The sequence below is a fragment of the Pseudomonas sp. MUP55 genome (assembly GCF_034043515.1).
Classification (GTDB): domain Bacteria; phylum Pseudomonadota; class Gammaproteobacteria; order Pseudomonadales; family Pseudomonadaceae; genus Aquipseudomonas.
This window is the reverse complement of the sequence record NZ_CP138214.1, coordinates 3,866,662-3,889,179: the sequence shown is the minus strand read 5'-3', so window position 1 is coordinate 3,889,179 and position 22,518 is coordinate 3,866,662. Positions and strand designations below refer to the sequence as shown.

Annotated in this window: 20 protein-coding genes, 1 pseudogene and 1 riboswitch; of the genes and pseudogenes, 10 read left to right on the top strand and 11 right to left on the bottom strand. The window is 61.7% G+C overall.

Annotated features, from left to right (window positions below):
- Positions 1 to 38: 38 nt before the first annotated feature.
- Positions 39 to 983, bottom strand: coding sequence for a hypothetical protein (locus SC318_RS17475; protein WP_320427804.1), 945 nt, complete (start codon positions 981 to 983; stop codon positions 39 to 41).
- A gap of 313 nt (positions 984 to 1,296) precedes the next feature.
- Positions 1,297 to 1,692 carry a RidA family protein gene (locus SC318_RS17470; RefSeq protein ID WP_320427803.1) on the bottom strand — a complete coding sequence of 132 codons (396 nt, stop codon included), beginning with the start codon at positions 1,690 to 1,692 and terminating at the stop codon, positions 1,297 to 1,299.
- 140 nt (positions 1,693 to 1,832) lie between these two features.
- Between SC318_RS17470 and SC318_RS17465 the strand changes: the two are divergent.
- Positions 1,833 to 2,735: pseudogene (locus tag SC318_RS17465) on the top strand (LysR substrate-binding domain-containing protein); the annotation flags it as partial.
- Between the two features lie 196 nt (positions 2,736 to 2,931).
- Here the strand turns inward: SC318_RS17465 and SC318_RS17460 are convergent.
- On the bottom strand, positions 2,932 to 3,288 hold the full coding sequence (locus SC318_RS17460; RefSeq protein ID WP_320427802.1) for a hypothetical protein: 357 nt from the start codon (positions 3,286 to 3,288) through the stop codon (positions 2,932 to 2,934).
- 109 nt (positions 3,289 to 3,397) lie between these two features.
- Here SC318_RS17460 and SC318_RS17455 point away from each other — a divergent pair, with 109 nt between their 5' ends.
- From SC318_RS17455 to SC318_RS17440, 4 genes are all read left to right on the top strand, one after another.
- The gene (locus tag SC318_RS17455; protein WP_320427801.1) at positions 3,398 to 3,970 is read left to right on the top strand and encodes a nucleotidyltransferase family protein; all 573 of its coding nucleotides are present in this window, start codon (positions 3,398 to 3,400) and stop codon (positions 3,968 to 3,970) included.
- A gap of 1,368 nt (positions 3,971 to 5,338) precedes the next feature.
- Positions 5,339 to 5,779 carry a tryptophan-rich sensory protein TspO gene (gene tspO, locus SC318_RS17450; protein WP_320427800.1) on the top strand — a complete coding sequence of 147 codons (441 nt, stop codon included), beginning with the start codon at positions 5,339 to 5,341 and terminating at the stop codon, positions 5,777 to 5,779.
- Positions 5,779 to 6,729, top strand: coding sequence for an alpha/beta hydrolase (locus tag SC318_RS17445; protein WP_320427799.1), 951 nt, complete (start codon positions 5,779 to 5,781; stop codon positions 6,727 to 6,729). The genes tspO and SC318_RS17445 overlap by 1 nt, the downstream gene beginning before the upstream one ends.
- Before the next feature lie 6 nt (positions 6,730 to 6,735).
- Positions 6,736 to 7,233 (top strand): GNAT family N-acetyltransferase, encoded by a 498-nt coding sequence (locus SC318_RS17440; RefSeq protein ID WP_320427798.1) that lies wholly within the window; start codon positions 6,736 to 6,738, stop codon positions 7,231 to 7,233.
- Between the two features lie 151 nt (positions 7,234 to 7,384).
- Here SC318_RS17440 and SC318_RS17435 read toward each other — a convergent pair whose 3' ends face one another.
- The 4 genes from SC318_RS17435 to SC318_RS17420 all read right to left on the bottom strand — a co-directional run bounded on the left by SC318_RS17435 (position 7,385) and on the right by SC318_RS17420 (position 11,433).
- Complete coding sequence (locus SC318_RS17435; RefSeq protein WP_320427797.1) at positions 7,385 to 8,149, bottom strand: ABC transporter ATP-binding protein; 765 nt, start codon at positions 8,147 to 8,149, stop codon at positions 7,385 to 7,387.
- A complete protein-coding gene (locus SC318_RS17430; RefSeq protein WP_320427796.1) occupies positions 8,146 to 9,150 on the bottom strand; it encodes a FecCD family ABC transporter permease in 1,005 nt (334 codons plus the stop codon). Before SC318_RS17430 ends, SC318_RS17435 begins: the two co-directional genes overlap by 4 nt.
- On the bottom strand, positions 9,147 to 10,157 hold the full coding sequence (locus SC318_RS17425) for an ABC transporter substrate-binding protein (RefSeq protein ID WP_320427795.1): 1,011 nt from the start codon (positions 10,155 to 10,157) through the stop codon (positions 9,147 to 9,149). The genes SC318_RS17430 and SC318_RS17425 overlap by 4 nt, the downstream gene beginning before the upstream one ends.
- A 114-nt stretch (positions 10,158 to 10,271) precedes the next feature.
- Positions 10,272 to 10,466: riboswitch (cobalamin riboswitch) on the bottom strand.
- A gap of 37 nt (positions 10,467 to 10,503) precedes the next feature.
- Positions 10,504 to 11,433 (bottom strand): DNA/RNA non-specific endonuclease, encoded by a 930-nt coding sequence (locus tag SC318_RS17420; RefSeq protein ID WP_320427794.1) that lies wholly within the window; start codon positions 11,431 to 11,433, stop codon positions 10,504 to 10,506.
- Between the two features lie 133 nt (positions 11,434 to 11,566).
- Between SC318_RS17420 and SC318_RS17415 the strand changes: the two genes are divergently transcribed.
- Complete coding sequence (locus tag SC318_RS17415; protein WP_320427793.1) at positions 11,567 to 12,628, top strand: M4 family metallopeptidase; 1,062 nt, start codon at positions 11,567 to 11,569, stop codon at positions 12,626 to 12,628.
- A 28-nt stretch (positions 12,629 to 12,656) separates the two neighbouring features.
- Entirely contained in the window at positions 12,657 to 12,959 is a 303-nt protein-coding gene (locus SC318_RS17410; RefSeq protein ID WP_320427792.1) for a protealysin inhibitor emfourin, read from the top strand.
- Positions 12,960 to 13,044: 85 nt separating this feature from the next.
- On the opposite strand, the gene SC318_RS17405 is transcribed toward SC318_RS17410, so the two are convergent.
- Positions 13,045 to 14,436, bottom strand: coding sequence for an aldehyde dehydrogenase family protein (locus tag SC318_RS17405; RefSeq protein WP_320427791.1), 1,392 nt, complete (start codon positions 14,434 to 14,436; stop codon positions 13,045 to 13,047).
- Between the two features lie 105 nt (positions 14,437 to 14,541).
- Between SC318_RS17405 and ptrR the strand changes: the two genes are divergently transcribed.
- Positions 14,542 to 15,414, top strand: coding sequence for a putrescine utilization regulator PtrR (gene ptrR, locus SC318_RS17400; RefSeq protein ID WP_320427790.1), 873 nt, complete (start codon positions 14,542 to 14,544; stop codon positions 15,412 to 15,414).
- A 107-nt stretch (positions 15,415 to 15,521) separates the two neighbouring features.
- On the opposite strand, the gene SC318_RS17395 is transcribed toward ptrR, so the two are convergent.
- Together SC318_RS17395 and SC318_RS17390 are read right to left on the bottom strand one after the other, a co-directional pair.
- Positions 15,522 to 15,731 (bottom strand): hypothetical protein, encoded by a 210-nt coding sequence (locus tag SC318_RS17395; RefSeq protein ID WP_005789784.1) that lies wholly within the window; start codon positions 15,729 to 15,731, stop codon positions 15,522 to 15,524.
- Positions 15,732 to 15,831: 100 nt separating this feature from the next.
- The gene (locus SC318_RS17390) at positions 15,832 to 17,028 is read right to left on the bottom strand and encodes an amino acid aminotransferase (protein ID WP_320427789.1); all 1,197 of its coding nucleotides are present in this window, start codon (positions 17,026 to 17,028) and stop codon (positions 15,832 to 15,834) included.
- A gap of 342 nt (positions 17,029 to 17,370) precedes the next feature.
- On the opposite strand from SC318_RS17390, the gene uvrB reads away from it, so the two are divergent.
- The gene (gene uvrB, locus SC318_RS17385; RefSeq protein WP_306493808.1) at positions 17,371 to 19,386 is read left to right on the top strand and encodes an excinuclease ABC subunit UvrB; all 2,016 of its coding nucleotides are present in this window, start codon (positions 17,371 to 17,373) and stop codon (positions 19,384 to 19,386) included.
- 176 nt (positions 19,387 to 19,562) lie between these two features.
- Here the strand turns inward: uvrB and SC318_RS17380 are convergent, their stop codons facing one another.
- Complete coding sequence (locus SC318_RS17380) at positions 19,563 to 20,711, bottom strand: integrase core domain-containing protein (RefSeq protein WP_413817565.1); 1,149 nt, start codon at positions 20,709 to 20,711, stop codon at positions 19,563 to 19,565.
- Positions 20,712 to 21,034: 323 nt separating this feature from the next.
- Between SC318_RS17380 and gltX the strand changes: the two genes are divergently transcribed.
- Positions 21,035 to 22,516, top strand: a complete 1,482-nt coding sequence (gltX, locus tag SC318_RS17375) for a glutamate--tRNA ligase (RefSeq protein ID WP_005789780.1) — start codon at positions 21,035 to 21,037, stop codon at positions 22,514 to 22,516.
- Positions 22,517 to 22,518 lie beyond the last annotated feature (2 nt).

Here is a 22,518-nt window from a genome sequence, read left to right as displayed (position 1 = left end):
TCTCCACGCGCAAGTCACCAGTTCCATCTGTCGCGTTTTCAAGGATCGGCTTTCATCCGCCCCAGCACCGCCGTGCGCAGGCACTGCCAGGCGATGAACCCGATAACCAGCACCTCGATCACACCCAAAAACACGTTGAATGAAAAAGCGACCGGTTGTTCGGCCCAGTAGAACGTCGTGTATCCCGATCTGAAACCGCTGATCCGCAACCGCCCGCTGATCACCGCCGGCACCAATGCGACGGCCTGATTCAGCTCCAGCACTGCGAGGAAAGTGCCTATCAGCGCGAGCAGGGCGCGCGCGGGAATGCCGAGTTGTTCGGTCGACTCAGCCGCAGGCACGGGGCCTTTGGCTTTGCGCTGCCTGGCGATCTTCGCCGGCGTTGGCGCCGGCCGATAGGGTGCCGGGTTACCGACCGCCGATTCCATGACGACCTCGTCAGGCACGGCCACGTCGAGGTAGTCGGCCAGTGTCCGCAGCCAAAGGTCGGTGCGTTTGCTGCCCGGCACCACCGGGACGTTATCGGTGGTCAAGCGGTGCTCGCCGCCATCGCGCATTACCAGCCACAGCTGGGTATAGATGGGCTCGGCCTGCTCGCGGCGGCGCAGTTCCAAAGCGCGCGGGTTATCGAGGTTGAATACCGACTTCACACGCTCTCGGCGCCCGAAAAAGTTCTGCGTGCGGCGCTCGCCTTTCCCGCCGACGCGTGACAAGCGCAACGACTCGCGGGAGCCCATGTACACCATCAGCGATAGGCCCAAGGCAGGCATCAACAGCAGCGTGAGTACTAACAGGAGGGTCGACAAGGGATTCAGATCGGCCAGTTGCGCTTGCCATTCGGTAAGCCAGAATCCGACGCAGGCCACCGGCAGGATCAAGGTGATTGCGCCGATCAGCAGCATAAATGCGCTTTGCACGAGGTTGCGTGAGTGGATGTGCAGATCGCCGTTGGCGAGGTGTTCGAAGCGGTGGCCGATTAGCATGTAGAGATCCCATAGGCGCCGGCTCAGTACCGCAGGGGTCGGTAGCCTGGGGTCGAGGTTGATGCAGTGCAGAATACCTTATGCAGGGCCTGCTTTCTAAGAACGCATACCCATCCAGATAACCGCCTCCGTCCATGCGGTCACCATCGGTGCAATATCCTGAACCAGGGGAGGTTTCCGGACTCGCCTGACCCTCTGTTTTCTGACGCTGCTGGTATTTGCGGGCTGTCAGTATTTTCCTCATGCCCATTACTTCAAAGCGCCTGAAAACGAGAGGGTTACCCTTGATGGTCGGAGAACGGCTGAGCCGAGTTTATTGGGGCAGTTTGGCAATCACCTTGATCTCGAAGTCGAAGCCGGACAGCCAGGTCACGCCGATCGCGGTCGCCGTCGGGTAGGGCGCTTCGCCCCAGTACTCGGCCACTGCTTCCCAGATCGTTTCGAATGTCGAGGCGGGGTCGACCATGAAGATGGTCGTGTCGACCACATCCTCGAAACTGCTGCCAGCCTCGGCCAGGATCGCGTTGAGGTTGGAGAAGGCCAGGCGAACCTGTGCCGCGAGGTCCGGCTCGGCCGAACCATCCTTGCGGCTGCCGACCTGACCGGAGACGAACAGAAAACCGTTGGAGCGAATCGCCGGTGAGTAGCGGTGCAGCTCGTACAGTGCATGGCGGTCAGGCGGGAAAACGACATCACGTTTACCGGTCATTGCATACCTCCTTCGGGGCCAACGCGGCCCGCTGTTTATGAGGGGGCCAGTGTAAAAAGACGAGCGCCCCCAATAAACGCGCAACGCTGGTCATGACTGTTTGTAGAATCCAAACTATCCAGACCCCAATGAGGCGTGAAATGGACCGTTTCGATGCAATGCAGGCCTTTGCCCGAGTGGTGGAAACCGGCAGTTTCACCAAGGCGGCAGCCACCCTGCACATGAGCAAGACCACCGTGACGCAGCTCGTTCAGCAACTGGAAGCGAGGCTGCGCGTGCGCCTGCTCAACCGCACCACACGCAAGGTCAACGTCACCGCCGATGGCGCGGCCTACTACGAGCGCGTCATCCGGCTACTGGTCGATATGGACGACGCCGAGACCAGCCTGTCCAGCGCCTCGATGACCCCGCGCGGGCGCCTGCGGGTGGATGTGCCCAGCCCGTTTGCGCGCATGCTGCTGATACCCGCCTTGCCGGGCTTCTTTGCACGCTATCCGGAAATCCAGCTGACCCTGGGCGTGAGCGATCGGATTGTCGACATCATTGGCGAAAACATCGACTGCGTGGTGCGCGGCGGCGAAATCATCGATCAGTCACTGGTGGCAAGGCATGTGGGCGATTTGAACATCGGCATGTATGCCGCGCCCGCTTATCTGCAGCGCTTCGGTACGCCAGAGCACCCCCATGAAATCGAGGAGGGCGGGCACAGCACCGTGGGCTTTCTCTGGTTTCGTACGGGCAAATCCTTGCCCTACGCGATGCGGCGTGGTGAGGAACGCATCGAGACCCAGGGCCGCCCGCAACTGACGGTCGACGACGGCAATGCGTACCTCGCCGCCGGCCTGGCGGGTCTGGGCATGCTTTGGCTACCGCAGTACATGGCCAAACCGCACGTGCTCAGCGGCGAGTTGCTGCCGCTGTTTGAGGACTGGCACATGGCGCCAATGCCGATGTACCTGGCATTCCCGCCCAATCGCCATGTCAGCGCCAAGGTGCGGGTCTTTATCGACTGGGTAATAGAGTTGATGGCCGAGCATGCGCCGGTGGCTGGAGCAAGGACAGGCTCGATGACCAAGCCCCTCGAACAAGAAACGTCAAGTGAAATCAGCGCAACCGCCATGCACGCGAGCATGGTGCGATCTGTATCTCATGAATGACCTTTTCTGGCCTGGAGTCATCGCCGAATTCGATTCAATCATTCGCCATTCGAATCGGTTTCAGTCGTCTCCAGCATTTGGGTTATCGACGCGCCAGCCTCGCACGCCAGTCACCCCCCTGTTGCACGCGGCACTCTTCTTCGGAATCAAACTGCACGCAACGCTCCATCGCCAAGGCCGGAACGTCTGCAGCATGCAAAGCCGTGGCGGTCAGCTCGCGCATGCGTTGGTCGGCACCGGTGGCGAGGGCGAGTGCCTTGTTGGCGCGGGTGTCGAACACCCAGGTTACCCGCAGGCTTTGGGGGAAGGCGCTGTAGTCGACCGTGTGGGTCAGCCAGTCGAAGCCCGGGATTTCGGCCTTGGCGGTTTCGCAGGCTTCAGTGAGGGCGGCGATCAATTGGCGGTCGAGGCGGGCGCTGTCGCGTTGGGTCAGCGGCATCTGGGGCTCCGGTTTTTGTAAGTGCAGGGCGCCCATCATACTGGAGTCGTGGGCGCGGCTGATCTGCGGTAGAGTCGAGGCGCGTAGAACAGATCCCCCAGGAATCTTCATGACATTGACCGTCGATACATTACTCCAGCTGGCCATGACCAACCCCGTCAACGCTGAGATTACCGCACGCTTGCCGTCGCTCGGGGTACAGCAGTGCCTGCTCACAGCCGGTTGTCTGTTTCAGGCGGTGTGGAACCATCAGGCGAATCGCCCGGTGGACGAGGGGGTGAAGGACTATGACGTTTTTTACTTTGATCAGGATCTGTCCTACGAGGCAGAGGATGCGGTGATTCGTAAAGCCGAGCAGTTATTCCAGGACCTGGGCGTCAACGTGGAGGTCAAGAACCAGGCGCGGGTTCACCTCTGGTATGGGCAGCGGTTTGGCCGGCCATACCCCCAGCTGCAGTCGGCCAGGCAAGGGGTGGACCGTTACCTGGTGGCGGGCACGTGCATCGCGTTGGATATTGCCACGGGAGAGGTGTATGCGCCGTACGGGTTGGCAGATGTGGAGCAGGGCGTGCTGCGCATTAACCCCACGCATGCGGAGCCGGAGCTGTTTTTGCACAAGGCCCGCAGTTATCAGGCGCGCTGGCCTTGGCTCAGGATTGTGCAACCGGGACCCGCCGAATAACCCGCCGAGGGCGGTCTAGCGCTGCGCCTGTCACGATGGCCCTGCAAACCGAGATCCCGCTGACACCGCCGATCCCCTGTGGGAGCTGTCGAGCTTTAGCGAGGCTGCGAAAGCGGTGTGTCAGGCAATGAAAATGTCGACTGTGCCGCCGCCATCGCAGCCTCGCCGGGGCTCGACAGCTCCCACATTTGAGCGGTGTTGTTGGTCAGAACTGCACTCGTTTCGATGGCGCTGGAAAACCAGGATCCCGCTGACACCGCCGATCCCTGTGGGAGCTGTCGAGCTTTAGCGAGGCTGCGAAAGCGGTGTGTCAGGCAATGAAAATGTCGACTGTGCCGCCGCCATCGCAGCCTCGCCGGGGCTCGACAGCTCCCACATTTGAGCGGTGTTGTTGGTCAGAACTGCGTTCATTTCGATGGCCCTGGAAACCAGGATCCCGCTGACAACGCCGATCCCCTGTGGGAGCTGTCGAGCTTTAGCGAGGCTGCGAAAGCGGTGTGTCAGGCAATGAAAATGTCGGCTGTGCCGCCGCCATCGCAGCCTCGCCGGGGCTCGACAGCTCCCACATTTGAGCGGTGTTGTTGGTCAGAACTGCACTCGTTTCGATGGCCCTGGAAACCAGGATCCCGCTGACACCGCCGATCCCCTGTGGGAGCTGTCGAGCTTTAGCGAGGCTGCGAAAGCGGTGTGTCAGGCGCTGAAGATATCGACTGTGCCGCCGCCATCGCAGCCTCGCCGGGGCTCGACAGCTCCCACATTTGAGCGGTGTTGTTGGTCAGAACTGCACTCGTTTCGATGGCCCTGGAAACCAGGATCCCGCTGACACCGCCGATCCCCTGTGGGAGCTGTCGAGCTTTAGCGAGGCTGCGAAAGCGGTGTGTCAGGCGCTGAAGATATCGACTGTGCCGCCGCCATCGCAGCCTCGCCGGGGCTCGACAGCTCCCACATTTGAGCGGTGTTGTTGGCCAGAACTGCGCTCGTTTCGATGGCCCTGGAAAACCAGGATCCCGCTGACACCGCCGATCCCCTGTGGGAGCTGTCGAGCTTTAGCGAGGCTGCGAAAGCGGTGTGTCAGGCAATGAAAATGTCGACTGTGCCGCCGCCATCGCAGCCTCGCCGGGGCTCGACAGCTCCCACATTCGAGCGGTGTTGTTGGTCAGAACTGCACTCGTTTCGATGGCCCTGGAAACCAGGATCCCGCTGACACAGCTAACCCCCCTGTGGGCGCCGCGGTTGTTTTGGCTTCATGACGTGGGGACGAAGCGGCCTGCCTGTCATTTTTGCGGCGCATATTGAATTTATCTGCGCTAGTTTGAGTCATTGAAAGCAGAGCGTTGCTTTCCACCCACTCGACCTCAAGGACCGATCATGACCTTCTTCATTTTCCTGCTCGCCTGCGCCGCCGCCGCCAGTACCGGTGTGATCTTCAAACCCGGCGCCTGGTACGAATCCCTGGTCAAGCCCAGCTTCACTCCGCCCAATTGGTTGTTCCCGGTGGCGTGGACGATCATCTATCTGCTGCTGGCCTGGGCCGGTTATCGCTTGAGCCTGATCCCGGGCAGTGAAATGGTGTTGGCGCTGTGGGCGGCGCAGATTGCGTTGAATACGCTGTGGACGCCGGTGTTCTTCGGCGCGCATCGCTTGTTCGCGGGGATGGTGATCATTGTGCTGCTGTGGCTGACCGTGGCGGCGATGGTGGTGCTGGCGGTGCGTCTGGACCTGATTACCGGCTTGATCCTGTTCCCGTACCTGGCCTGGCTGTGTGTGGCGGTGGCGTTGAACTTCTCGATCCTGCGTAACAACCGCTGATGGCTTACCAACACTGGCCCGCCAGCGAGCCCGAGCTGGCGCAGATGCGCCGCTTCAATCAAACGCTGGCGTGGATGCCCCGCTTCAAGGTGCGCAACCGCGTCACGCCACGGCTGATCCAGGCGCTGTTGCGCACTCGCCAAAGCCTCAAGAAGGCGCCGGTGGTGGAACGCAGGCTCGTCGGCTCCGTGCCGGTGCGCATCATGCGCCCGGCCGGTGCACCCAAAGGCGTGGTGCTGGATATCCACGGCGGCGGCTGGGTGATCGGCAACGCGCAGATGAATGACGACCTCAACCTGGGCATGGTGCGCGCCTGCGACGTGGCGGTGGTGTCGGTGGATTATCGGCTGGCCGTCAACACGCCAGTCGAAGGGCTGCTGGAAGACTGCCTGGTCGCTGCGCGCTGGCTGCTGGAAGACTGCGCCGAGTTTGCCGATTTGCCGGTGATTGTTGTCGGCGAGTCGGCCGGTGGGCACCTGGCGGCGGCGACGTTGCTGGCGCTCAAGCAGTGGCCGCAGCTGCTCAAGCGCGTCAGTGGCGCGGTGTTGTACTACGGCGTTTACGACCTGACCGGCACGCCGAGCGTACGCACCGCTGGGCCGCAGACGCTGTTGCTCGATGGTCCGGGCATGGTAACGGCGCTGCGCTTGCTCACGCCGGGAATCACCGACGAAGAGCGTCGCCAGCCGCCGTTATCACCCTTGTATGGAGACTTTGCAGGCATGCCGCCGGCGCTGATGTTCGTGGGCGAGTTGGACCCGCTCAAGGACGACACGCTGCTGATCGCCGAGCGCTGGGCAGAGGTTGAGGCGCATCTGTTGCCTGAAACGGCCCATGGTTTTATTCATTTTCCGGTGGCGATGGCTGATCGGGTTCTGGCGTATAGCCGCCAGTGGATAACCGGCAGGATTTGCGCTGCCCTGCATCCCGAGCAGCTTCAGCCTTATTGAGGGTTTATGCACGAGAAGCCCACCATTGAGGCGGTTAGCGCTGCGGCTATCCCCGATGTTCTGGAATTTGTGATGCGGGCGCGTGCCGAGCTTTTTCCCCTGCTCAGCACTGCCGCCTTGCCGGACGATCTGGCGCGCTTCGAGGCGGTATACCTTCACGGAGGCGGGCGATTTCTGACTGCCCAGGCCGATGGGCAGATCGTTGCCGCCATTGGCTATCTGCCGTATGACGGGCGTTTCCCGCAGTTGAATTACCAGGGGCTCAAGACGGTGGAAGTGGTGCGCCTGTACGTACTCCCCGCATGGCGTCGCTTCGGCCTGGCGGGTGAGTTATACCGTTCGCTGGAGCTGCTGGCACGGGCCGATGGCGTGGAGATGGTCTACTTGCACACCCACCCGTTTCTGCCTGGGGCAATTGATTTCTGGCGACGGCAAGGGTTTGAGGTAGTGGACGTCGAGACGGATCCGGTGTGGCAGACCACGCACATGCATCGGGCTATGTAAGATCCTTGCGTCTGATCGTTCCCACGCTCCCGCGTGGGAAAGCCGCCCGTGACGCTCTGCGTCACCCAGCGGTTTGCGGGACGCGGAGCGTCACAGGCGGCATTCCCACGCAGAGCGTGGGAACGATCTGCTCGATGATCTGCTCCAGGCGTCAGTTGGAGCGCAGGCGCAGGATTTTTGCACCGTCAAACGGATCTGTCAGGTAATGGCCCTGCACCCCGAATGTCTCCTGTAGCCGCTGCGGCGTCAGTACCTGCAGCGGCGTGCCCAGCGCCACCAACCGTCCACGGTCGAGCACGGCCAGGCGATCACAGGTCAGCGCCTGGTTGAGATCGTGCAGGGCAATCAAGGTAGTGACCGGTAGCGCCTGCACGCCTTTGAGAATGGTCAGTTGGTGCTGGATGTCCAAGTGGTTGGTCGGCTCGTCCAGCAGCAGAATCTGCGGCCGCTGCGCCAGCGCGCGGGCGATGTGCACGCGCTGGCGTTCGCCGCCGGAGAGGCTGCGCCAGGCGCGATGGCTCAGGTGGGTGGCGTCCACGTCGTGCAGGGCCTGGCGCACGATGGCGTCATGTTCCTGCGACCAGGGGCTCAGTGCCGACAGCCACGGCGTGCGGCCCAGGGCAACGGCATCGAACACGCGGATGGCGTCGTCGGTATCGGCCTGTTGCTCCACCACGGCCACTTGCCGCGCGATGGCGCGACGGGACAAGTCGCCTAAACGCTGGTCGCCCAGGCGTACCTCGCCGTTGGCCGGCGTACGCAACCCCGCGAGCAACTTGAGCAGGGTCGACTTGCCCGACCCGTTTGGCCCGACGATGCCCAGGGTTTCACCCGACTCCACCTGCAGGTTAATGTCACGCAACAGCTCAGCCTCACGCACCCTGAAGCCCAGCCCGTTGCAACTTAATACACTCATCGCGCATTTCTCCGGCCGATCAGGATCAGCGCAAACACCGGCGCGCCGACCAGTGCGGTGACCACACCCACCGGAATCACTTGGCCTTTGATCAGGGTGCGTGACAGCACATCGGCGGCGATCAGAAACAACGCGCCGCCCAGGGCGCTGGCGGGCAGCAAACGCGAGTGCCCGGTGCCGAGTATCAGGCGTGCGGCATGGGGAATCACCAGTCCGACAAAGCCAATGGAGCCGACAATCGACACCATCACCGCCGTCACCACCGCCGCGCAGCCCACCAGCACAAACTGCACGCGCCGCACCGGAATACCAACGGAGGCCGCTGAATCGGTGCCGAAGGTAAACGCATCCAGCGCGCGCCGGTGCCACAGGCACACCACCAGCCCCATCAACGCCACCGGCACCGCCAGCCACACCGCCGGCCAGCGCACGCCGCTGAGGTTGCCCAGCAGCCAGAACATGATGCCGCGCGCCTGTTCGGAGCTGGCGGATTTGGTGATCAGGAACGCGGTGAGCGCATTGAACAGCTGCGAGCCGGCGATGCCAGCCAGGATAATCTGCCCGGTGCCGCTGGACGAGCCGCTGGCCCGCGCCAACAGAATCACCAGCGCGAACGCGGCCATGGCGCCGACGAATGCGCCGGCCGACAACGAAATCAAACCGCCGCCCACGCCGATCAACGCAATCAGCACCGCACCGGTCGAAGCGCCGGCGCTGATGCCCAACAGGTACGGATCGGCCAACGGATTACGCAACAACGACTGCAGGATGACCCCACACGTGGCCAGGCCCGCACCACAGGCGCCGGCCACCAGGGCGCGGGTCAGACGGTAATTCCACACCACGCCTTCATCGATGGGGTCCAGCACGTAGCCGGCCGCCCAGAGTTTGTTGGCGAGCACCTGGAGCACCACCTGCGGCGAGATGGCGGTTTCGCCGATGGCCACCCCGGCGAGCAGGGCGATCAGCAGCAGCGTGAGGGCGAGCAGGGTTCGTATCATTGCGGCAGGTCGTAGCTGTCGATGGCGGCAGACAGTTGTTCAAGGCCGTCGAAGGTGCGCAGGCTGGCCTGCAGCGCCAGGGCGTCGAGGATGATGATGCGGTTGTGTTTCACCGCGTCCATGTTGCGGGTCACCGGGTCGCTGCGCAGGAAGGCCAGTTTCTTTTCATGGTCGTCGGCGGGATAGCGGCGACGGTCCATGCGCGCAATTACCAGGAAGGTGGGGTTGGCCTTGGCGATGGTTTCCCAGCCAACGGCGGGCCATTCTTCATCGGACTGCACCACGTTGCGCAGGCCCAGGGTTTGCAGCATGAATTCGGGAACGCCTTTGTGGCCCGCCACGTATGGATCGCTGGCCATCTCGGCGCTGGAAAACCACACCAGCGCGCTGGCCTGCTTCAAACCTTTGCGCTGCACGGTGGCAATGGACTTGGCCAGGCGCGCCTTGAGTTCGTCGGTAAGCTGTTGGCCGCGAGCTTGCACGTCGAAGATCTCGGCCAGTTGGCTGAGGCTCTTGTAGATCGTCTCGATACGGAACGCTTCCAGCCGCGTGCCGTCGGCGCCTACGCGATTGTCCTTGGCTTCGCAGTCCGACGGTAGCAGGTAGGTGGGGATGTTCAGCTCATGAAACTGCTCGCGGGTGCCCACCACGCCTTGGGGGCCGACCACCCATTCCAGCTCGGCGGCCACCAGCTGCGGGCGCTTGGCGATCACCGCTTCGAAGCTCGGCTCGTTATTGGCCAGGCGCTCGATGCTGTCGTTCTGCGCTTTGTACTGTGGCAAAACATCGTTGAACCACAGCGAGGTGCCGACCACTTTATCGCCAACGCCCAACGCATACAGCATCTCGGTGGCGGCCTGGCCGATGGTCACGCTGCGCGCTGGCGCTTGCGCAAACGTGACGTGGCTGCCGCAGTTTTCCAGCGTCAGCGGGTAGTGGGTAGGCGCCGCGTGTGCCAGGGCACAGCAACCCAGGCCGATGATCAGGGCCGTAACGCGTGGCAGCATGGGGCAATCTCCGTTTGAACCGTAGGTGAAGCAGGGGCGGTACGGTACGGAAATACACCCACGAACGCTGCCGGCCGGGCAGGGCAAGGATGGCCTTCCCGGACACCCCGCCGGTTAGTCAGTCACTGGGCCGGCAGGTCTCCTGACTGATGCGTCGTCGCCATGCTCCAGCCTTCCCGGACAACGTCCAGTGGCAGTGGGGAGCAGGCTCGGCATCTACAGTTGCGGGGGCAGTTTCGATTGACGTCGCGGGCGGCGTTTCGAATTCCCTATTAGTCCCGTGGGGGAACCGGCGGCGCTATGGTAGTTGATTCGGCCCTTGAGAGGGAGGTTGAAGTGACGCCGGTCACAGGCGGATATCTCCAGGCCCGCGGATCAACGCTTCGATGCGCGTTCCCGTGGCGCGCTCTTCGTTGCTGAAGCCGTCGTAGTCGGCCAGGTTGCCGAAGCGGATGCCGGTCAACTGTTCGATCTGAATCACGCTGCGCTGGTAGGTCCTGAGCGGGCCGAACACCAGGTCCAGTTGGCCCAGTTCGCGGCTCTGGTCGATCATGTAGGCGCTGGCCGAGGGTTTGCCGTCGTCGCTGAGGTAGGCCACGACTTTCCAGAACGCCTTGGGGATTTTCACGCCACGGTACAGGCGGTCGTCGTCGGCGAACACCGGGCCGGTAAATACGCTGGCGCGGGCTTTCCAGCGCTGGGTGTTGTCGAGAATGTAATCCTCCAGTTCCAGCCAGGTCTTCTGGTTGAAGCCGGTCATCTGCGGCGAGCAGTTGGTGAAGTGGAAGGTGTCGCCATTGGCAGTGTTCGCGTCGTCGCCCCAGTTGGGGTCCTGGCGCCGCACCAGGTGGCCACGGTCAAGACCATTGCCGGCGTACAGGTCTTCTCCCACCTGGGCGTCGATGGGCAGGCGGCCATCGTAGGCCCAGCTGTCATTGCTGCGCACGATGTCCACATGCTTTGCGCCGTCGATGTTGACGCCTACATACAGGGCCAGCCGGCGGGAACGCGACATGCTGATGGAAAAGTGCGTGTAATCCAGGCGCCCGGGCTGGGCGTCGCCCGCCAGGGCCGGGTCAAGCGTGGGCCAGGGCACGCCAAAGCTGCCAAGAAAATCTTCGGCGTAACCGCGCCGGTCTTGCAGGTCCTTGGCTGAGGTGACGCGTGGCGTTGCGGCCCTGGCGTCCAGCAGGGAGGGGCTCGGCGTGACCACGGGGCGAAGGTCCGCCAGCCTTGGGCGCCAGGCCAGGTCGATTTTGACGGTACGTGCCGGCATGGGGTACTCCTGATGGTTTGGGATAAACACGACTGCAACATCTTTTCATGACAATTTAGCCAAGGCGGCAGACTCGGGTCTATCCTGAAACCGTTAACCGGCCGTTCACCACACGCCAAAAAGGAGCCAGCTTATGTGTGTTCGCCAACAGCGCAACCCGATTTTCTGCCTGATCCCGCCGTACATGCTCGACCAGATCGCGCGCCACGGCGATAAAGCCCAACGGGAGGTCGCGCTGCGCACGCGCGCCAAGGACAGTACGTTCCGCTCGTTGCGCATGGTCGCCGTCCCCGCCAAGGGTCCAGCCCGCATGGCGCTGGCCGCGGGTGCCGTGAAACAGCGCTCGATCTACAGTGCCGAAAACAGCGACAGCCTGCCGGGCAAGCTGATCCGCGGCGAAGGCCAGCCAGCCAGCGGTGATGCCGCGGTGGACGAGGCCTATGACGGCCTGGGCGCGACCTTCGACTTTTTCGACCAGGTATTCGACCGCAATTCCATCGACGATGCCGGCATGGCCCTGGATGCCACGGTGCACTTCGGCCAGGACTACAACAACGCGTTCTGGAATTCGACCCAGATGGTATTTGGCGACGGCGACCAGCAGCTGTTCAACCGCTTCACCGTGGCACTCGACGTGATTGGCCATGAATTGGCCCATGGGGTTACCGAGGATGAAGCCAAGCTGATGTATTTCAACCAGTCCGGGGCGTTGAACGAGTCGCTGTCGGACGTGTTCGGTTCATTGATCAAACAGTATGCGTTGCAGCAGAAAGCTGAAGACGCCGACTGGCTGATCGGCAAGGGGCTGTTCACGAAAAAAATCAAAGGCACCGCGCTGCGCTCGATGAAGGCACCCGGCACCGCGTTTGACGACACGTTGCTGGGCAAGGACCCTCAGCCGGGGCACATGGATGACTTTGTGCAAACCTATGACGACAATGGCGGCGTGCATATCAATTCCGGCATCCCCAACCATGCGTTCTATCAGGTCGCGACCCGGATCGGCGGCTTTGCCTGGGAGCGGGCCGGGCGCATCTGGTATGACGCCTTGCGCGACGCGCGATTGCGGCCGAATTCGGGGTTTCTGCGTTTTGCACGCATCACGTACGATGTGGCCGGGCGTCTGTATGGCGCGAACAAGGATGAGCAGAAAGCCGTTAAGGAAGGTTGGAAAGCAGTGGGCATTAACGTCTGACAATCCGCCACGGCGGTGAGGAACAGCGATGCGAATCTCGATCAAGGAAAACGGCGGCCCGGCGTACTTTCCGGGCCTGGCCCAGCCTCGCAGCGTCGAGCTCGATGCCCTGCCCGAGCAGGATCAGCAGGAGTTGCGGCAACTGATCGCGGAGTCGAAGTTTTTCCAGTTGCCCCAAAGCACCCGGCCCTCCGGCAATCCGAGCCAGGTGCATTACACGCTCACCGTGACCGAAGGCGAGCGTGAACACACGGTGTGCGTCCTGGCGCCGGTAAAGCCGCAGGCATTGGATGGGCTGGTGCAGTGCGTGCGGCGGCATATCCGCTGTTGATACGGCCCTTCAGGGCTGTCTGGGTCCAAATGTGGGAGGGGGCAAGCCCCCTCCCACATTTGATGTGTGTTGACGCCAGGGCTGTTTATTTACGATCCAGCCATACCGTCTGCGCATTGCAGAATTCGCGTACGCCGAAGTGCGACAGTTCGCGTCCGAACCCGCTTTTCTTGATGCCACCAAACGCCACCCGAGGGTCGGAGACGCTGAACGCGTTGACGAAGATGCCGCCGGTTTCCAGCTGGTTGGCGATGTCCCGCGCTTTCGCCGGGTCGGTGGTGAAGATACTTGCGGTCAGGCCGAATTCGCTGTCGTTGGCCAATGCCACCGCATGGTCGGCGTCGCGGGCGGTGATGATGGACGCAACAGGGCCGAACAGTTCCTGCTTGAACGAGGTCATCTGGTCGGTGACGTCAGCCAGCACGGTGGGCTCGTAATAGTTGCCTGCGCCTGCGACTTTATTGCCGCCCAACAGCAGGGTCGCGCCTTCTTCGAGGGTGGACTGGACCTGACCGTGCAGTTCATCACGCAGGTCGAAACGCGCCATGGGGCCGATGTAGGTGGTCGCCGAGGTCGGGTCGCCCATCACCAGGTTGCGGCTGGCTTCGAGGAACTTGGCGGTAAAGGCTTCGACCACCCCGGCTTCGATGATCAGGCGCTTGGCGGCGGCACAGACTTGGCCGCTGTTCTGGAAGCGGCCGATCAGCGCGGCCTGTACGGCTGCGTCGAGGTCGGCGTCGTTGAGCACGATGAACGGATCGGAGCCGCCCAGTTCCAGCACGCATTTCTTCAAGGCTGCACCGGCCTGGGAGCCGATGGCGATCCCGGCGCGCACGCTGCCGGTGAGGGTGACGGCGGCGATGCGTGGGTCGGCGATGGCGCTGGACACACCCTCGGTGGTGACGTTGATCACCTCGAACAAGCCTTCAGCGAAGCCGGCCTTGTGGAACGCCTGCTGCATCAGGTAGGCGCTGCCCATCACGTTTGGCGCATGTTTAAGCACGTAGGTGTTGCCGGCGAGCATGGTCGGTACGGCGCCGCGCAGCACTTGCCATACCGGGAAATTCCACGGCATCACGGCAAGGATCGGCCCCAGCGGGCGGTATTCGATCTGGGCGCTGCCGTTGTCCACCAGCGTCGGCTCCGGCGCGAGCATGGCGGGGCCGTGCGCTGCGTACCACTCGCTGAGCTGGGCGCATTTTTCGATTTCGGCGCGGGCCTGGGCGATCGGTTTGCCCATTTCCAGGGTGATCATCTGTGCCATGGCTTCGGCCTGGTCGCGCAGGGCGCTGGCCAGGGCCAACAGCAATTCGGCGCGCTGGCCGACGGGTTGGCGGCGCCAGGTGCGGAAGGCAGCGGTGGAACGGTTGAGCGCGGCATCCAGCAGCGATGGGCTTTCATACGCGTAGCTGGCGACGGTTTCGCCGTTGGCCGGGTTGATCGACAACGCGTGGGTCTGGTGCGAAATAGCGTTCATGGCATTGTCCTGCTGGGGTGACTGGAATGGAGCCCAGCGTACGGCGCTGTACCTTTTCTGGAAACTGAATAATATTAAGCGATACATTCACGATTGGAGAATGACTTGGACCTGGTGCAACTGGAAATTTTCAAGGCGGTTGCCGAACAAGGCAGCATCAGCGCCGCCGCGCAGTTGATTCACCGCGTGCCGTCGAACCTGACCACGCGTATCAAGCAACTGGAGCAGGATCTGGGCGTGGAGTTATTCATTCGTGAGAAGAGTCGCCTGCGCCTGTCACCGGCCGGGTGGAATTTCCTCGGCTATGCGCGACGTATTCTCGATCTGGTACAGGAAGCCCGCGCAACGGTGGCGGGGGAGGAGCCCCAGGGTGCGTTTGCCCTGGGCTCGCTGGAAAGTACCGCGGCGGTGCGTATTCCCGCGTTGCTGGCGGCGTATAACCAGAAGCACACCAAGGTCGAGCTGGACCTGAGCACCGGGCCGTCGGGCACGATGATCGAAGGCGTGCTGTCCGGGCGTCTGACGGCGGCCTTTGTCGATGGCCCGGTGCTGCATTCCACCCTGGAAGGCGTGGCGGTGTTCGAGGAAGAAATGGTGGTGATTGCCCCACTGCACCACGCGCCGATCACGCGGGGGCGAGAGGTGAATGGCGAGAATATCTACACCTTTCGCTCGAACTGCTCCTACCGGCACCACTTTGAGCGCTGGTTCTCACAGGACGGCGCAATGCCGGGCAAGATCTTCGAGATCGAGTCCTACCACGGCATGCTCGCGTGCGTCAGCGCGGGGGCAGGGCTGGCGTTGATGCCGCGCAGCATGCTGGAAAGCATGCCGGGGTTTGCGGCGGTGAGCGTGTGGCCGCTGGCAGACAGCTACCGTGTGTTGAACACCTGGCTGATCTGGCGCAGGGGCACGGTGTCGCAGAGTTTGAGCAGCTTCGTAAAACTGCTGGAGGAACGCGGCTTGGTAGCGCCATAGGTCCAATGTGGGAGGGGGCTTGCCCCCAATAGCGGTGTGTCAGTTACCGAAATACTGGCTGGATTGCCGCCATCGGGGGCAAGCCCCCTCCCACATTTTGATCTTCATCAGCCGCCAAATTGCAGAGTGCCCATGGCCAGCTTGGCCATGATTGCAGTCGCGCCCAATTGCACCAGCCACAACGCCAGGCCACCGAGGAACACCCCCAGCGCCACTTGCAGCACCAGGCTTTTCTGGCGCTTGGCCTGGGGCGCACGCGGGGCGTAGTCGTGCAGTTCGTCGCGATCGGCGCGCAGGTCCAGGTCATCGTTTCTCATAGGGTTCTCGCAGCAAGAGGGCAGTTGGTGTCCAGTCTAGTGGGTTCGCCAACAAAAAGGGGGAAGCCATTGGCTTCCCCCTTATATGACGCCGGCAGGTTTACAGCACCTGAACGATGGCTTTGGTCACTGCGCCAATGTTCGACTGGTTCAGTGCCGCCACGCAGATACGCCCGGTGTCCAGTGCGTAGATACCAAACTCGCTGCGCAACCGGGTGACTTGCTCAACGCTCAGGCCGGAGTAGGAAAACATTCCGCGTTGACGCCCGACGAAGCTGAAGTCGTGGTGGGGAGCAGCTTTGGCCAGTTCGGCCACCATCTGCTCGCGCATGCCGCGGATGCGCAGGCGCATTTCGGCCAGTTCCGCTTCCCACTGGGCGCGCAGCTCAGGGTTGTTCAGCACCGCTGCAACGATCGCCGCACCGTGAGTCGGCGGGTTGGAGTAGTTGGTACGGATCACACGCTTGACCTGGGACAGGATGCGCGCGCTTTCTTCCTTGGAGTCGCTGACGATGGACAACGCGCCCACGCGTTCGCCATACAGGGAGAACGACTTGGAGAACGAGCTGGATACAAAGAAGGTCAGGCCCGACTCCGCGAACAGGCGCACAGCGGCGGCGTCTTCCTGGATGCCGTCGCCAAAGCCCTGGTAGGCCATGTCGAGGAATGGCACCAGGTTCCTGGCCTTGACCACGTCCAGCACGTTCTGCCAGTCGGCCGGGCTCAGGTCGACGCCGGTCGGGTTATGGCAGCAGGCGTGCAGCACCACGATGGACTGTGGCGGCAGGGCGTTGAGGTCGTCGAGCAGGCCGGCACGGTTGACGTCGTGCGTAGCGGCGTCGTAGTAGCGGTAGTTCTGCACCGGGAAACCGGCGGTTTCGAACAGCGCGCGGTGGTTTTCCCAGCTTGGGTCGCTGATGGCGACGACGGCGTCGGGCAGCAGCTGCTTGAGGAAGTCGGCACCGATCTTCAGCGCACCGGTGCCACCCACGGCCTGCACGGTCACCACACGGTTGGCTTCGAGCAGCGGCGACTCGGCACCGAACAGCAGGGTTTGCACGGCCTTGTCGTAGGCGGCGATGCCGTCAATCGGCAAGTAGCCACGGGCTGCATGTTGCGCCACGCGAATGGCTTCCGCTTCGGCAACGGCACGCAAGAGTGGAATCTTCCCCTCCTCGTCGCAGTAAACGCCCACGCCAAGGTTGACCTTGGTGGTTCGTGTATCAGCGTTGAATGCTTCGTTGAGGCCCAGGATTGGATCGCGTGGTGCCATTTCGACAGCGGAGAACAGGCTCATTTTTGCGGCAGCTCTATGGGGGAAGGGAGGGACGTGTCGCGCTCCAGCCGGTTGCACTAGAGCGGTGCACAAACGGGGAGCTAGTATAGAGGCCATGACGGCTGAGGGCGACAGCCGAAATGGCTTTTCGGCCAAGTTTTTCGGTTTATTTGCCGACCGTTAGTCTTATTGCAATATTGACTCGGACGGCAGGTAGGACGATTGCCTTGAAACCGGTCACATTCGTCACCACTACTACGGCTATCATGGTTTTTTCCTGCAGCCTGCGATGACTATTCGCCGGTTGCTGAGCTATTTCGTCCCTGGCGGTGTTGAGTCTGGGGTGACCACACGAGGTACGTTATGTCGGATTTCCAGCTCGTCACCCGTTTTGAACCCGCCGGCGATCAACCGGAAGCCATTCGCCAGATGGTCGAAGGCATCGAGGCTGGCCTCGCGCATCAGACGTTGCTCGGGGTGACCGGTTCAGGCAAGACGTTCAGCATCGCCAACGTGATCGCACAGGTGCAGCGCCCGACCCTGGTGCTGGCGCCGAACAAGACCCTGGCCGCCCAGCTGTACGGCGAGTTCAAGGCGTTCTTCCCGAACAATGCGGTGGAGTATTTCGTTTCCTACTACGACTACTATCAGCCGGAAGCCTACGTGCCGTCCTCCGATACGTTTATCGAGAAGGACGCGTCGATCAACGACCACATCGAGCAAATGCGGCTTTCGGCGACCAAGGCCTTGCTGGAACGCAAGGACGCGATCATCGTCACCACGGTGTCGTGCATTTACGGCCTGGGCAGCCCCGAAACCTATTTGAAAATGGTGTTGCACGTCGACCGTGGCGACAAACTCGACCAGCGCGAACTGCTGCGCCGTCTGACGAGCCTGCAGTACACCCGCAACGACATGGACTTTGCCCGCGCCACGTTCCGTGTGCGTGGCGATGTGATCGACATCTACCCGGCCGAATCCGACCTCGAAGCGATCCGCATCGAGCTGTTTGACGATGAAGTCGAAAGCCTGTCGGCCTTCGATCCGTTGACCGGCGAGGTGATCCGCAAACTGCCGCGCTTCACCTTTTATCCAAAAAGCCACTACGTGACCCCGCGTGAAACCCTCATGGGGGCTATCGAAGGCATCAAGGTCGAGTTGGCCGAGCGCCTGGAATATCTGCGCGCCAATAACAAGCTGGTGGAGGCCCAGCGCCTGGAGCAGCGCACCCGCTTCGACCTGGAGATGATCCTGGAGCTGGGCTACTGCAACGGCATCGAAAACTATTCGCGCTACCTCTCGGGCCGCGATTCCGGGGCGCCGCCACCGACACTCTATGACTACCTGCCGCCGGACGCCTTGCTGGTGATCGACGAGTCCCACGTCAGCGTGCCGCAAGTGGGCGCGATGTATAAGGGCGACCGTTCGCGCAAGGAAACCCTGGTGGAATACGGCTTCCGTCTGCCCTCGGCGCTGGATAACCGGCCGATGCGTTTCGATGAGTGGGAAGCCATCAGCCCGCAGACCATCTTTGTGTCCGCGACGCCTGGCAACTACGAGGCCGAACATGCCGGCCGGGTGATCGAGCAACTGGTGCGGCCGACCGGCCTGGTGGACCCGCAAATCGAAATCCGCCCGGCACTGACCCAGGTCGATGACCTGCTGTCGGAAATCAACAAGCGCGTGGCGCTGGAAGAGCGGGTGCTGGTCACCACCCTGACCAAGCGCATGTCCGAAGACTTGACCGACTACCTGGCCGACCACGGCGTGCGTGTGCGTTACCTGCACTCGGACATCGACACCGTGGAGCGCGTGGAAATCATTCGTGATCTGCGCCTGGGCACCTTCGATGTGCTGGTGGGCATCAACCTGCTGCGCGAAGGTCTGGACATGCCGGAGGTGTCGCTGGTGGCGATCCTGGATGCGGACAAGGAGGGCTTCCTGCGCTCCGAACGCTCGCTGATCCAGACCATCGGCCGTGCGGCGCGTAACCTCAATGGCCGGGCGATCCTGTATGCGGACCGCATCACCGGGTCCATGGAGCGGGCGATTGGCGAGACCGAGCGCCGTCGCGAGAAGCAGATTGCGTTCAACCTGGAACATGGCATCACCCCCAAAGGTGTGTTCAAGGACGTGGCCGACATCATGGAAGGCGCCACCGTGCCTGGCTCGCGCAGCAAGAAGCGCAAGGGCATGGCCAAGGCGGCAGAGGAAAGCGCCAAGTACGAAAACGAACTGCGCTCGCCGAGTGAGATCACCAAGCGGATTCGGCAGTTGGAGGAGAAAATGTACCAACTGGCGCGGGATCTTGAATTCGAGGCCGCGGCGCAGACGCGCGATGAGATTGGCAAGCTGCGTGAGCGGTTGCTGGCTGTTTGATTGGCGGTGGCTGTGCAGGCCTCATCGGGGGCAAGCCCCCTCCCACATTTGAAGGTGTTCGCACATCGAGATGGGGAGATGGCAGGTTACTGGCTGTTTGATTGGCGGTGACCGGGTTGGCCTCATCGGGGTGTAGAACCGTAGACATCGTTTACATCTGAAACCGGGGACATCGTTTACACTTTTGAGGCCTGGACGCGGGTCATACCTCGTCCAAGCCTCCCCAAGGGATAATCACACAAGTACAAATCCCAAACATCCTCGTCAGCTTCTTTGAGCCCTATCCGTTCCCCAGATAGCGCCTCGCTGATAAATACCAACTTGCCGTTCCATTTGATCGATCCATCCTGCCTGACGCTGCGAACCTTCATTTGCGCGGGATACTCCACATCGGGCAAGCATCCTGGGTAAGGTCGGGAGGACGGTACATACAAATCTCCCGGACGTTTCATACCGAGTGCTTCATGAGGGCGTACGTAATTGAACTCATGCCTGAAGTGCTCCAGCAAAAGCTGCTGCTCGACTAAGTTTTTTCCTAAGGGCAGCTCAAGCTTCAAACTACGGTGCATTCGCTCATGGCGGCCATTCTGCGCTGGCCTTCCAGGCATGGTGCGCTCCGGATAGATGCCCAGGCGTATCCACCAAACTGCCAATGTGGACATTCTTGCCAAGCCAGGAGAGGCGAACGGAACCCCGTTGTCCGAACGGATAACTTCCGGCATGCCGTACTCCTGAAAAAGCCTCTCAAATGTTTGTTTTACCGGCTGGGTCATGATCTTGGGATGGGCCCTGCACGCCAGAATCAGCCGGGACGCGTGGTCCGTAACGGTCAAAGGGAAGCACATCTGCGCGTTAAGCATCTTGAATTGCCCTTTGTAGTCAGCGTACCACGTCTTGTTAGGTTCGTTGGCTTCTCGCATCTCTACGTGGGAAATACTGTGCCGGCGCTTGAAGCGTCGCTTGTTGACGAGCCCGAGCCGATCAAGCCATTGGCCTGCTGTACTCGGAGAAGGCCAGGCGACTGAGGGATCTTCAAGCCGTAATAGCTCAAGAAGCTTCTTTGGCCCCCATTTATCGTGAGCCTGTTTCATCGCCACGACGCGGGCCAAGATCTCGTCGTCGGTTTTATTTGGGCTGTTGTGAGGTCGCCGAGACAGTTCGGATAAGGACTTTAAATCACCGTTGTGCCGGGCAATCCATTTGTCGACGGTAGGCCGACTAACGTTAAAGCGGCGTGCCAACTGGCTTTTGGTGTAGTTGCCAGAAAGCCAGTCGGCGACCAGTCTGATTCGCTGATTCATAGGGGACTCTTGGTTCCAGGGCATGATCAGTTACCTCCTGATCATGCGTATTAACCTGTAAACCATGTCCCCGGTTAGAGATGTAAACGATGTCCCCGGTTTGTACCGGGGCAAGCCCCCTCCCACATTTGAGGGTGTTCGCACATCGAGATGGGGAGATGGCAGGTTACTGGCTGTTTGATTGGCGGTGACCGGGCTGGCCTCATCGGGAGCATGCGTTCACAAATCAAAGTGTGGGAGGGGGCTTGCCCCCGATGGCCGCGCCTCGGTTTTCCAGAAATCACCCAGGCTGTTACCATTCGCCCCTTGTTTCAATTTTCAGTTTTATCGCCCATTCGAGACCTGCCATGACCACCGTCCGCACGCGCATCGCGCCATCGCCTACTGGGGATCCCCACGTCGGCACTGCTTACATCGCCTTGTTCAACTACTGCTTTGCCAAGCAGCATGGCGGTGAATTCATCCTGCGGATCGAAGACACCGATCAACTGCGCTCGACCCGTGAGTCGGAACAGCAGATTTTCGATGCCCTGCGCTGGCTGGGTATCACTTGGGCCGAAGGCCCGGACGTCGGCGGCCCCCACGGCCCGTATCGCCAGAGCGAGCGCAGCGACATCTACAAGCAGTACACCCAGCAACTGGTGGACATGGGCCATGCATTCCCCTGCTTCTGCACGGCCGAAGAGCTGGACCAGATGCGCGCCGAGCAACAGGCCCGTGGCGAAACCCCACGCTACGATGGCCGCGCGCTGCTGTTGTCCAAAGAAGAAGTCGCCGCGCGCCTGGCTGCCGGCGAGCCCCATGTCATCCGCATGAAAGTGCCGAGCGAAGGCGTATGCGTGGTGCCGGACATGCTGCGCGGCGACGTCGAGATCCCGTGGGACCGCATGGACATGCAGGTGCTGATGAAGACCGACGGCTTGCCGACGTACTTCCTGGCCAACGTGGTGGACGACCACCTGATGGGCATCACCCACGTGCTGCGCGGCGAAGAGTGGCTGCCGTCGGCGCCGAAGCTGATCCTGCTCTACGAATACTTCGGCTGGGAACAGCCGCAGCTGTGCTACATGCCGCTGCTGCGTAACCCGGACAAGAGCAAGCTGTCCAAGCGCAAGAACCCGACGTCGGTGACCTTCTACGAGCGCATGGGCTTCATGCCCGAGGCGATGCTCAACTACCTGGGCCGCATGGGCTGGTCGATGCCGGACGAGCGCGAGAAGTTCTCGCTGCAGGAAATGGTCGATAACTTCGACCTGTCCCGCGTCTCCCTGGGCGGGCCGATTTTCGATATCGAAAAGCTCTCGTGGCTCAACGGCCAGTGGCTGCGTGACTTGCCCGTAGAGGAATTCGCCAGCCGCGTGCAGCAATGGGCGCTCAACCCCGAGTACATGATGAAGATCGCGCCGCTGGTGCAGGGCAGGGTGGAGACATTCAGCCAGGTCGCACCGTTGGCCAGCTTCTTCTTCGCAGGTGGCGTGAACCCGGACGCCAAGCTGTTTGAGTCGAAAAAGCTTTCGGGTGACCAGGTACGCCAACTGATGCAGTTGATCCTGTGGAAGCTCGAAAGCCTGCGCCAGTGGGAGAAGGATGCAATCACCGCGACGATCCAGGCGGTGGTCGAGTCTCTGGAGCTGAAGTTGCGCGATGCCATGCCGCTGATGTTTGCCGCGATCACCGGGCAGGCCAGTTCGGTGTCGGTGCTCGATGCGATGGAAATCCTCGGCCCGGACCTCACGCGTTTCCGTCTGCGCCAAGCCCTTGATTTGCTTGGCGGTGTCTCGAAGAAAGAAAACAAAGAGTGGGAAAAGCTGTTGGGCGCTATCGCTTAAAC

Coding starts and splice junctions, on each gene's coding strand:
- tspO (WP_320427800.1), top strand. CDS start 5,339: ATGACCTTCTTCATTTTCCTGCTCGCCTGCGCCGCCGCCGCCAGTACC.
- SC318_RS17455 (WP_320427801.1), top strand. CDS start 3,398: ATGACATTGACCGTCGATACATTACTCCAGCTGGCCATGACCAACCCC.
- SC318_RS17470 (WP_320427803.1), bottom strand. CDS start 1,692: ATGACCGGTAAACGTGATGTCGTTTTCCCGCCTGACCGCCATGCACTG.
- SC318_RS17410 (WP_320427792.1), top strand. CDS start 12,657: ATGCGAATCTCGATCAAGGAAAACGGCGGCCCGGCGTACTTTCCGGGC.
- SC318_RS17425 (WP_320427795.1), bottom strand. CDS start 10,157: ATGCTGCCACGCGTTACGGCCCTGATCATCGGCCTGGGTTGCTGTGCC.
- SC318_RS17415 (WP_320427793.1), top strand. CDS start 11,567: ATGTGTGTTCGCCAACAGCGCAACCCGATTTTCTGCCTGATCCCGCCG.
- SC318_RS17420 (WP_320427794.1), bottom strand. CDS start 11,433: ATGCCGGCACGTACCGTCAAAATCGACCTGGCCTGGCGCCCAAGGCTG.
- uvrB (WP_306493808.1), top strand. CDS start 17,371: ATGTCGGATTTCCAGCTCGTCACCCGTTTTGAACCCGCCGGCGATCAA.
- SC318_RS17395 (WP_005789784.1), bottom strand. CDS start 15,731: ATGAGAAACGATGACCTGGACCTGCGCGCCGATCGCGACGAACTGCAC.
- SC318_RS17435 (WP_320427797.1), bottom strand. CDS start 8,149: ATGAGTGTATTAAGTTGCAACGGGCTGGGCTTCAGGGTGCGTGAGGCT.
- SC318_RS17405 (WP_320427791.1), bottom strand. CDS start 14,436: ATGAACGCTATTTCGCACCAGACCCACGCGTTGTCGATCAACCCGGCC.
- SC318_RS17440 (WP_320427798.1), top strand. CDS start 6,736: ATGCACGAGAAGCCCACCATTGAGGCGGTTAGCGCTGCGGCTATCCCC.
- gltX (WP_005789780.1), top strand. CDS start 21,035: ATGACCACCGTCCGCACGCGCATCGCGCCATCGCCTACTGGGGATCCC.
- SC318_RS17475 (WP_320427804.1), bottom strand. CDS start 983: ATGCTAATCGGCCACCGCTTCGAACACCTCGCCAACGGCGATCTGCAC.
- SC318_RS17430 (WP_320427796.1), bottom strand. CDS start 9,150: ATGATACGAACCCTGCTCGCCCTCACGCTGCTGCTGATCGCCCTGCTC.
- SC318_RS17460 (WP_320427802.1), bottom strand. CDS start 3,288: ATGCCGCTGACCCAACGCGACAGCGCCCGCCTCGACCGCCAATTGATC.
- SC318_RS17380 (WP_413817565.1), bottom strand. CDS start 20,711: ATGCCCTGGAACCAAGAGTCCCCTATGAATCAGCGAATCAGACTGGTC.
- SC318_RS17445 (WP_320427799.1), top strand. CDS start 5,779: ATGGCTTACCAACACTGGCCCGCCAGCGAGCCCGAGCTGGCGCAGATG.
- SC318_RS17390 (WP_320427789.1), bottom strand. CDS start 17,028: ATGAGCCTGTTCTCCGCTGTCGAAATGGCACCACGCGATCCAATCCTG.